This is a genomic window from Thermosynechococcus sp. M98_K2018_005 (assembly GCF_015295825.1).
Classification (GTDB): domain Bacteria; phylum Cyanobacteriota; class Cyanobacteriia; order Thermosynechococcales; family Thermosynechococcaceae; genus Thermosynechococcus.
Map to the genome: position 1 here is coordinate 1 of NZ_DVEH01000085.1, position 9,502 is coordinate 9,502.

10 protein-coding genes are annotated in these 9,502 nt (G+C 52.4%); 3 read left to right on the top strand and 7 right to left on the bottom strand.

What is annotated here, in order from left to right:
- Together IGQ15_RS10820 and IGQ15_RS10825 are read left to right on the top strand one after the other, a co-directional pair.
- The coding region (locus IGQ15_RS10820; protein WP_297051652.1) for a glycosyltransferase family 9 protein at positions 1–464 on the top strand (464 nt) is incomplete at its 5' end.
- Entirely contained in the window at positions 448–1,380 is a 933-nt protein-coding gene (locus tag IGQ15_RS10825) for a 5'-nucleotidase (RefSeq protein ID WP_297051654.1), read from the top strand. The genes IGQ15_RS10820 and IGQ15_RS10825, both read left to right, overlap by 17 nt.
- Here the strand turns inward: IGQ15_RS10825 and IGQ15_RS10830 are convergent.
- The 4 genes from IGQ15_RS10830 to rpiA all read right to left on the bottom strand — a co-directional run bounded on the left by IGQ15_RS10830 (position 1,365) and on the right by rpiA (position 3,429).
- The gene (locus IGQ15_RS10830) at positions 1,365–1,682 is read right to left on the bottom strand and encodes a hypothetical protein (protein WP_297051655.1); all 318 of its coding nucleotides are present in this window, start codon (positions 1,680–1,682) and stop codon (positions 1,365–1,367) included. The two genes, IGQ15_RS10825 and IGQ15_RS10830, sit on opposite strands and share 16 nt — an antisense overlap.
- A gap of 66 nt (positions 1,683–1,748) precedes the next feature.
- Positions 1,749–1,994 (bottom strand): CRISPR-associated endonuclease Cas2, encoded by a 246-nt coding sequence (cas2, locus tag IGQ15_RS10835; protein ID WP_297051657.1) that lies wholly within the window; start codon positions 1,992–1,994, stop codon positions 1,749–1,751.
- Between the two features lie 153 nt (positions 1,995–2,147).
- Positions 2,148–2,582, bottom strand: a complete 435-nt coding sequence (locus IGQ15_RS10840; protein WP_297051659.1) for a hypothetical protein — start codon at positions 2,580–2,582, stop codon at positions 2,148–2,150.
- Positions 2,583–2,721: 139 nt separating this feature from the next.
- Positions 2,722–3,429: a ribose-5-phosphate isomerase RpiA gene (rpiA, locus tag IGQ15_RS10845; protein ID WP_297051661.1), complete on the bottom strand. Its 708-nt coding sequence runs from the start codon at positions 3,427–3,429 to the stop codon at positions 2,722–2,724.
- 166 nt (positions 3,430–3,595) lie between these two features.
- Between rpiA and IGQ15_RS10850 the strand changes: the two genes are divergently transcribed.
- Positions 3,596–5,254, top strand: a complete 1,659-nt coding sequence (locus IGQ15_RS10850; RefSeq protein WP_297051663.1) for an alpha/beta hydrolase — start codon at positions 3,596–3,598, stop codon at positions 5,252–5,254.
- Here IGQ15_RS10850 and pgsA read toward each other — a convergent pair.
- The 3 genes from pgsA to IGQ15_RS10865 form a co-directional block, all read right to left on the bottom strand.
- On the bottom strand, positions 5,239–5,745 hold the full coding sequence (gene pgsA / locus IGQ15_RS10855; RefSeq protein WP_297051665.1) for a CDP-diacylglycerol--glycerol-3-phosphate 3-phosphatidyltransferase: 507 nt from the start codon (positions 5,743–5,745) through the stop codon (positions 5,239–5,241). The genes IGQ15_RS10850 and pgsA overlap by 16 nt on opposite strands.
- Positions 5,746–5,804: 59 nt before the next feature.
- Complete coding sequence (gene glpX / locus IGQ15_RS10860) at positions 5,805–6,848, bottom strand: class II fructose-bisphosphatase (RefSeq protein ID WP_297051667.1); 1,044 nt, start codon at positions 6,846–6,848, stop codon at positions 5,805–5,807.
- A 165-nt stretch (positions 6,849–7,013) separates the two neighbouring features.
- The gene (locus tag IGQ15_RS10865; protein WP_297051669.1) at positions 7,014–9,248 is read right to left on the bottom strand and encodes a glycoside hydrolase; all 2,235 of its coding nucleotides are present in this window, start codon (positions 9,246–9,248) and stop codon (positions 7,014–7,016) included.
- Positions 9,249–9,502 lie beyond the last annotated feature (254 nt).

Here is a 9,502-nt window from a genome sequence, read left to right on the forward strand (position 1 = left end):
TGGTTTGGGCTAGCCATAGTCAAACACGCACGACAGCTCAGCGGTCTTGTCCCCTTGAGTATTTCCTACCCCTGCTGCAGGAATTTGAGGTGCAATGGTATAGCCTCCAAAAGGAGCGATCGCCAGCGGAGGCGGAACAACTACGGCAGGTGGGGGTGATCGACTGCCAGCCCTATATGGGGGATTTTCTGGATACAGCGTTTTTGATCCAGCAGTTGGATGCCGTGGTAACAATTGATACGGCTGTGGCACACTTGGCGGGCGCCCTAGGCAAGCCCCTGTGGATCCTGTTGCCCTTTGTGGCGGATTGGCGGTGGCTCTGGCAGTGCTCGCGATCGCCTTGGTATCCTTCGGCGCAGTTAATTCGCCAGCCCCAGCGGGGTGATTGGCAAGGGGCGATCGCCCAATTGCGGACCGGCCTTCAATCCCACTATCAGATGCTTAGTGATGGGATACCCAATTGAGAAGAAATTAGTGATTGCGGTGGCCTCCAGTGCCCTGTTTGATTTGGGGGAGGCGGATGACGTCTTTCGCAATGAGGGTACCGAAAAGTACCGCCAATTTCAGCGGGAAAGGAAATACGATGTCTTGCCGAAGGGGGTGGCGTTTCCCTTTATTCGCCGCTTCTTGAATCTCAACCGTGCCTATCCAGAACAAGAACCCGTGGAAGTAGTGCTCCTTTCCAGAAACGATCCCGATACAGGTCAGCGGGTCTTCTATTCAATTCAGCACTACGGTCTAAACATTACCCGCGCCGCATTTTTGGGTGGAAAATCCCCCCATCCTTACATTCCTGCCTTTAATGTGTCTCTGTTTCTTTCGGGAAATGCAACGGATGTGCGGCAGGCGATCGAGGCTGGGTATCCAGCGGGCATGGTGATTCGATCGCCCATCACCGATCACGAAGAGGATGCTGAGTTGCGCATTGCCTTTGACTTTGACGGTGTGCTAGCGGATGATGAAGCGGAAGCCGTCTTTCGCCAAGGGGATCTCGAGCAATTTCAAGCCCATGAACTGCAAAAGGCCAACATTCCCCATAATCCGGGACCCTTGAGTGATCTTTTTAAGAAACTGGCAGCCTTTCAACAGTTGGAAATGGCAAAAGAGCAGCAGGATGCCAGCTATCAGCGGCTGTTACGGATTGCGATTGTGACGGCACGCAATATCCTTGCTAGTGAACGGGTGGTGACTACCCTCAATAGTTGGGGGGTCATGCCTGATGAAACCTTTTTCCTTGGCGGTATGGAGAAAGTACGGGTTCTCAAGCAACTCAAGCCGCATATCTTCTTTGATGATCAACTGACCCATCTAGAATCCGCAGCGGGTTCGATTCCCTCAGTGCATGTCCCCTTTGGTGTTCGCAATTATGGGCAGACCTGACGCCCATTCATCTGGACAACGGAAACATCTAGCTCGTGATCATCAAGTTCTAGTTTGCCACTGGCAGTCACAACGCTGCCCACCCTAAGAACGCCAGTGCGCAGGGCAGGTTTGCAAGCATCGGGTAGATCGAGCTTGTAGCGTTGGTTATTGGCCTCAATTAAAACTTCATCGTCATCAACAACCGCCGTCATTCGACCCGTAAGGGTGGCGGGCACCTCCTTACCAGCACGGCCGGCGATCGCTCCTGTGATCAACATGCCTGCCACCACTAATGTCAATACCAACCCACGCAATCCCATGGCACAAATCCTCAAAATATAATTTTTCTCAATAGTTTGATGAGCGATCGCCCCCAAGAGTTCATTTCAGAGTGCACCAACAACTGTACTAAAGGGGAATTCGACGGGAATTTGACCACTGCCAAGAACAAGAATACGGGCTTCGGTGGGGCGGCTGAGCGGATAGATACGAATATGATCCCCACTGCGTTTGATGCGCCGTTGCAGGCGATCGCCCAACTGCTCAACTTGGTAGGTTTCTAAGCGTGCCTCAAACACACTAAACTGAATGCGCCGACCATACCCTTCAAGTAATTCAGCAACTTTGTTCAAAATAATGCTTTGCACCACTCAGGGAAGTAGAATGAATGGCAACGTGAAAACTAGGAAAGTCAACCAAAAATAAGCACAAAAAAAGGTCAGTGTTGTTGCCACTGACCCTTCAACCAGTGAGGATGAATCCAGTTTCTAGGAGTTCACTCCTAATTAGCGGGGAACAATGACAGGGCGGACTTGAACCCCCCAAGAACCTAACGTACCCACATTACATCCACCCTGACGCCCGATCGCCCCAATTTGAATCGTGTGATTGCCCTGTTGCCAGTTGCCACCAATGGGCAAAAAAGCTGAACCGTTGGGGCCAAGGAACTCTGTTTCGACCCGCTGTCCCTGACGATTGGTGGTGAAGTATTTTACTTCCGAGCAGTGGGTAGCAGGCGCAGTGACCTGGAGGGCGTAATCAAAGTTCGGGCTTTCAGAGTTGAAGGTATAACGAGCGGTTTGGTTGCAAATTTGACCACCACCATTGCAGTTAACGATTATCGGTGGATTCGCTTGCGCTGCTGTAGTAGCCACCATAACACCTGAAACCACAATACTGCCTAGTGTGACCAACCGACGGGTGAAGGATTGGAGAGACATTGGAGGCTCCTATAGAGTGGATACCTCGATTATTAATCGCAACGCTGTCGCCGCCTAAGACCTCAATCACCGATGGGTTGAGAGATTGATCACTGGAAAGTAAGTTTTGCTTCCTTGCGGGAAAGGGATGGAAAAACTGCTAGCTCATTTCACGCACACAGGGCTGGCCATCCACAATCTCACCAATGAGGATCACATCGGCCACGTTGACAAAAAGGCCATTTTCGACAACGCCGGGGATGTTGTTAATCGTTTTTTCCAGTTCGGCGGGGTCAGAAATGTCATCAAATTTGACATCAAGGACAAGGTTGCCTTGATCAGTGACCACTGGGCCATCTTTTTTCACACCCATGCGCAGTTCAGGCTGACCCCCAAGAGCTTTCAGGGCACGAGTGACGGGAGCTACGGCAAAGGGTAACACTTCCACGGGCACAGGGAAGGTGGAACCCAATTTCTGCACCAGCTTGCTGCTGTCCACCACGACCAAGAACTGATCCGCAAGGGAGTCGACAATTTTTTCACGAGTATGAGCCGCCCCACCCCCCTTGATCAGGTTTTTGGCGGGATCGACTTCATCGGCACCGTCAATCGCGAGGTCTAATTTCTCCACATCATCGAGGGTGACTAGGGGAATGCCATACTTTTTGGCGAGGACAGAGGCTTGAAATGAGGTGGGCACACCAACGATGTTACTCAGTTCTCCGTTGCGTAGGCGACCGCCCAAAAATTGGATGACAAAAGCCGTTGTTGACCCAGTGCCCAAGCCGACAATCATTCCAGACTGCACGCGATCGGCAGCAGCTTTGGCAACGGCCTGCTTCATTTGCTTGACTGCATCATCACTCATGGGCAGATTCCCTCATTTTTTCCAAAAGCACAATACCACAGTGGCAGCCCTTTACAGCCCTTTTCAAAGAGTCGGAACCTAGCCCTCAGGCTGCCAGTCCTTGGAAATGAGTTGCCGGTGACGTTGCAAACCACGATAATGCTAATGATTTGAGGGTGTCTCAGGGATGGCGATCGCGGGCACAAGGAAAAAATGGCAGTGGTTCTCCCTCGTGGGCGTGGCTGCAACATTTTGGGGACAGACGGGACTTGCTGCCGAGCAAATTAGCCTTGTTTATCCGCCCTTTGGCACATTCAACATTCAAGTGAGTGATCTTGCCACATTTGCCAAAACGGGGAATACCAGTCCGGAACTCAGGTTTTTGATTCAATTGCTCCCTAGTGACCAAGAGCCCAACCTGCGGGAAGGCCTAACAACCCGCATGAACTTAGCACCCACCACCGTCAGCCAGTTTCTTAAAAGTCCCATTGGTCAAAACTTTTTGGAGCGTATCGGCCAAGTCATTCGTACAGATAACGATGCCAATGGTGGCGAAGCCCTTGGTGAAGCCCTGAAAACCGCCGCCAGCTCCCCCTCAGGTATTACCCTGCTCTCAGTACTACAGGCCTTTCCCGGCAAGAGTGTGAAAGTCAATGGTGAGTTGGGTCTGAAGGTAGTGGGTGCCTTTACCCGTGCAGTGAATCAAGAACAACGGGCACAACACTTTATCGAACGCTTGGCGCAACTCCAACCGAAAACGCCGCTGCCAGCCAGTAGCCTCAATCCTGCCCAAAAAGGACCCTTCCAGTGGCAAAAGCAAAAAATTGAATTTACCAATCCCAATCGCACCACAGGCCCCATTCCCGCAGATTTCTATGTCCCAACAGGAATCACGGCGCCGGCACCTCTGATTGTCATTTCCCATGGTTTAGCCTCAGACCGCACGACATTTGCCTACTTGGCAGAGCACTTGGCCAGTTATGGCCTAGCCGTTTTAGCAGTCACTCACCCTGGTTCCGATGCCAGTCGGGTTGGCAGTTTCCTCTCAGGGGCACCCCTCGACTACGAGAACTTGCCGAAGGACTGGGCGCAGCGCCCCCTTGATTTGAAGTTTGGGGTGGATGCCGTGGCCACTTTGGTTCAGAAAAACCCTGCCCTGAAGATTGACACCAACAATGTTGGCCTCTTTGGTCACTCCATGGGGGGCTTTACGGTACTGGCAGCGGCGGGGGGGATCGTTGACTGGAATGCCGTCAAACAACGCTGTCTGGCAGCCGCTAGTGATCTCTTTATCTTTAATATCTCAGTGCTCCTGCAATGTCGTAGTCTCGGTCTTTCCGATGTGCCCTCTACACTGGCAGATCCACGGGTCAAAGCTGTGATTGCTGTCAATCCAGTGAGTAGTATCCTCATTGGTGAACGGGGCATGGCCAATATCAAGGTACCTACGCTGATTGTTTCCAGTAGTAAAGACGTCTTTGCGCCATCCCTAGAGGAGCAGATCTGGCCCTTTACATGGTTGCAGGCGCAGCCCAAGTATCTTGCCATGCTCGTGCCCGGTACCCATTTCTCGGCAGTGGGCGTCAGCGAAGCGGGGGTGTTGCCCGTACCCGATGATCTCATTGGCCCGAATCCTCAGTTGGCGCAGCCCTTTTTCAAGGGGGTGGGTGCAGCCTTCTTTGGTGTCTTTAATCAACAAAATGCGCAGTTGCGTCCCTTCTTGAGTCAAACGTTTGTTAGCCAAGTGGCACAGCCAACCTTTCAAGCCTATTGGGTCGATCGCATTAATCTGCAGCTGTTACAGGAAGCGCTAGCGGGGCGCATTGGGACTCAACCACGAAGATAAAGTGCCCCAGAAATCAGCGTGAGGGCGATCGCCCCCCCATAAACAATAAGTATTCCCCCCTGCCAAGCAGGAGGGAAGGGGGCGAGAAGCAATGTCACGGCCATCATCTGGCTAACGGTTTTGGCTTTGCCCCAAAGGTTTGCCCCCTGAATTTGCGATTGCTGAACCCGCCAACTGGCAATTCCGAGTTCCCGAAAGAGGATCAACGCCACTGACCATGCAGGCACCTCTCCCCATTCAATACAGAGTAAAAGAGGCACAAGAATCAGCAGTTTATCCACGAGAGGATCAAGCACCTTGCCCAAATCCGTCACCTGATTGAAACGGCGGGCAATGTAGCCATCTAGCCAATCCGTGAGGGCTGCCACCAGAAACAGACCCACCCCCCACCAGCGATAGACCGCTCCATCATTGAAGGAGAGCAAGCCTACGATCACTGGCACGATCAACAGGCGAGCAAGGGTAATCGTAGTGGCGAGGTTCAAAGGCATGGCACTCAGAAAACCCCCTCACGGAGAGGGAGTTCATTGTCTTTCATCGCAGTCAGTGCTTAGTACAACTGGAGCGACTTCAACTGCTTATCGAACATGTGGATGGTATCCACAAAGCGCGCTGTCTGCGACTGGGTGGAAATCACCAGAGATTGGGTACGGGCCCCCCCCCTGAAGAAACGTACCCCTTTCATGAGCATACCGGGGGTGATACCACAGGCGGCAAAGAGAACCGTTTCCCCCGAGGCCAATTCCTCGGCTTCATAGACTTTATCGGGATCGGTGATGCCTGCTTTTTTCAGTTCTTCAAGGTTGCCTTCACGGGTGCGATTGGCCCATTCCTTGGTCATGACCACAGCGGGATCATAGACCAGTTGCCCTTGGAAGTGCCCACCCAAGGCACGCATGGCAGCAGCAGAAATCACCCCTTCAGGCGCAGCGCCAATACCCATGAGCGCATGAATGTTGGTACCAGAGAAAGCACAGGAGAGAGCAGCGGAGACATCGCCATCGGAGATCAGTTGAACACGGGCACCCGCATCGCGAATTTCTTGAATCAAGTCATTGTGGCGATCGCGCTTCATCACCACCACCACCAATTCATCAATGGCGCGGTCAAGGCATTCCGAGAGAATTTTCAGGTTTTCTGTCGCCGAGTAGCGAATATCCACTTTACCCTTAGCAGCAGGGGGCGCCGCCAATTTTTTCATATAAAAGTCGGGAGCCGCAAACAACCCCCCTTTTTCAGAAATGGCTAGCACTGCCATTGAGCCGGGTTGGCCGTAGGCGCAGAGATTTGTCCCTTCACAGGGGTCAACGGCAATGTCAATTTCAATGAGTTCTTCGGGGTTACAGTATTGGGCAGCATCGGGACGGGTACAAATGCCCACTTCTTCGCCAATGTAGAGCATTGGGGCTTCATCCCGTTCCCCTTCACCAATCACAATGCGACCGCGCATATGGATTTGATTCAGGCGGCGGCGCATGGCATCCACGGCCACCTGATCCGCCATATTTTTGTCACCTTTGCCCATCCACCGCGCTGAGGCGATCGCCGCCTGCTCGACAACTTCAATAATCTCTAAGCCGATGACGTTATCCACACAACCCTCCTAACTGCACAAGTTGATCCCGCAGAGGTTTCCTATCTGAGCTTACAGAACTTTGGTACGCAGAAAATAATTTCTCGCTGCAAATTATTTGCTCTCAACCGTGGCTGCCTTGGGAAGCCTGAGCCATCTCTTGTTGTTAACGCTTCCCGGCAAGGACTAGGGTGTGGTCAAAAAGAGCAGTTGCTCTGTGGGCAGATGATCCAAATAATAGCCATCCTGTGCCAACACAATCAATAGATGCAGTCCACAATCGGGATGCAGGTGCAGATCCGCCCAAGGAATGGCCACCTCTAGGCAGATGCCTAAGGCATAGCGGGCATGGCTGGGTCGCTCTTCCCACTGGTAGTTGGCGATCGCCTCCTTGAAGGTCATCTGTTGCTTTTCAAAGTCAATCACCAATTGATGGTGGTACAGGTAGTTGAGGGGAGCTTCGTCGGGGCAATCTTGCAGATCAGAGAGGGGGCTATTGTACGTCACCATGTTGGGGTAGTACCAGCAAAAGTGCAGGGTACTGATGTCATTTCCAAAGGGCTGTTTCTGGCTAGGGGCATCAAGACGCAGATAGATATTTAGGTGATCCACCCCATACCAGAGGCGATTGATCAGGGTTTGGCGGTGCATCGTCCCTCGGCTGCCACCTATTTGAATCCGTCCAGCAAAGTTCCAGTCCTGCTCATCACCGCGCCCATCAATCTCAGGGTGAATAAAACCTTGGGGCGGGTAGGTATCCTTGGCTTCGTGCACTTCTAAGGGATCATTGAGAACCTCAGGAATTGGCTCCCCCAATGCCGTGTAGAGCGCCATCAAATGCTCACGGAAAAGCTGATCAAACATGGCATCGTGGTTCGAGGAGTGGCCTTCACCAAACCACCAAAACCAGTCAGAGCCTTCAGCCGCCAAAAGGGCTTGCCATGCCGCTGGATTGTTTGTTTCTGTCGCTTCGGGATGGCGTTCAAGGGTTTGGCGGGCGGCCCCTAAATAGTCCCAAGCTTTATTTTTTACTGGATCGCCAATCCACGTACAGAAATTGCCATCAATCCAAGAGCCACTGTGGAGAGCAGAACCCGAAATCACTGCCCGCGGGGGATATTGTTGCAGATACTCCGCCACAGAAACACAGGCAAAGTGCTCGCTCTCGCTCAGGCCTTGGTAGAGCCTTTCTAAGAAGGGCAGGCCATCGCGGGGATAGTACTCCCAGCAGTTTTCGCCATCGAGGGCAATGGTCACAAGCCATGGTTGCTGCAAACTAGACTGGCCAGTCCCCTCATGGGCAATGAGTTGCTGGCGAATGCCCTCAAGCTGCTTGAGCAGATCCGCTGCCGCTGCTTCCGGTGCCATGGCACTGTAGGTAAAGCCAATCAAATCCGAGAGGCGATGATCACGAAAGACAATGTTGAGATCCCCTTTGCTAGTGGTCAGGCGGTAGGGTTGGTAAAGAATATTCGCCTGTTGGACAACCCCTGCTTCGTTGCGGTAAAAATAGGTTCCCGCTGTCCAGCCCAAGATCGCTTCATCGGAGCAAATCCACTCAAACCCCTGCTCAACGATTGGTTCAAGAATCGCTGGACTCACGGATTGTTCTGAGGGCCACAGTCCCCGGGGCGATCGCCCAAAGAATTGTTCATAAAGAACTCGCGCCCGCCGCAAATGCCGAGGAACATCTTCGGGATATTGAAACCGCTGTTGGGGCAGGGCAAGGTTGGGAACCGCTACTTTTGCGGCATCGGTATCCACCAATAGGGGCAAAATCGGGTGGGTATAGGGGGTTGTGGTGACTTCAATTTGACCCGCCTCTTGAAGGGCGCGATGCTGGGGGATGATTTGGCCAAGAATTTCGCGCTGTTTGGCAATGATTCGCTGGCGATCGCTAAGGGTAAAATCCCGCCCTTGGGACAACCATTGGGCAATCTCTGGCTCCTCCCAATACAGAGGATCAATCCACGCTAAATTGTGCCACGCTAACAAATCCCCATAATCTTGGGGCTGCCAATTTTGCCAACACCACGTTTTCCCGTGAGTTTGCCGCTGCTCGTAGAGTTCCCGATAGCGGGGATGGGGGTCAATCATCGTGCGGTGGTGGGCATCAAAGAAATGCTCAATGATAAACCAGCGCTGTTGATCCGTGAGTTGCTCAACCGGCGTCAGTGTAGCTGTGAGGTAGGGGTCAAGGGCCGTACCGTTGACATAGTCCTGAATTTGCAGCAGCAGTGAGGGGACAAGGTTGACAGTTTGCTTGAGGCGGGGATATTTGGCGAGGACTAAGATCAGGTCCAAGTAATCCTTGGTGCCGTGGAGCCGTACCCAAGGGAGCAGGTATTGACCGGTGCGACAACTTTTGTAGAGGGGTTGGTGCTGGTGCCAAATGAAGGCAACGTGCAAGGGATAGGCCACAACAAACTTGCCCCCAGTACTTAGGACTCTTCCTCTAGTATTTCAGGGGAGTTTCTTCCACCACCACTTTGTTACGTAAGATGTCAAAAGCAGTAAAAATCTTAATATCGCCCTTTTCTAGAGTATGAGTTATGCTCTTGTTCCGGTGCCTGCTGTCAGCGCAGTGGTTTTGACCGTTTTGAGGGTGTCCTATCCCTATAAATAAGGACTGTACCATGCTCTATAAGGCTTTTGTGTTTTCAAAAATCAATTAT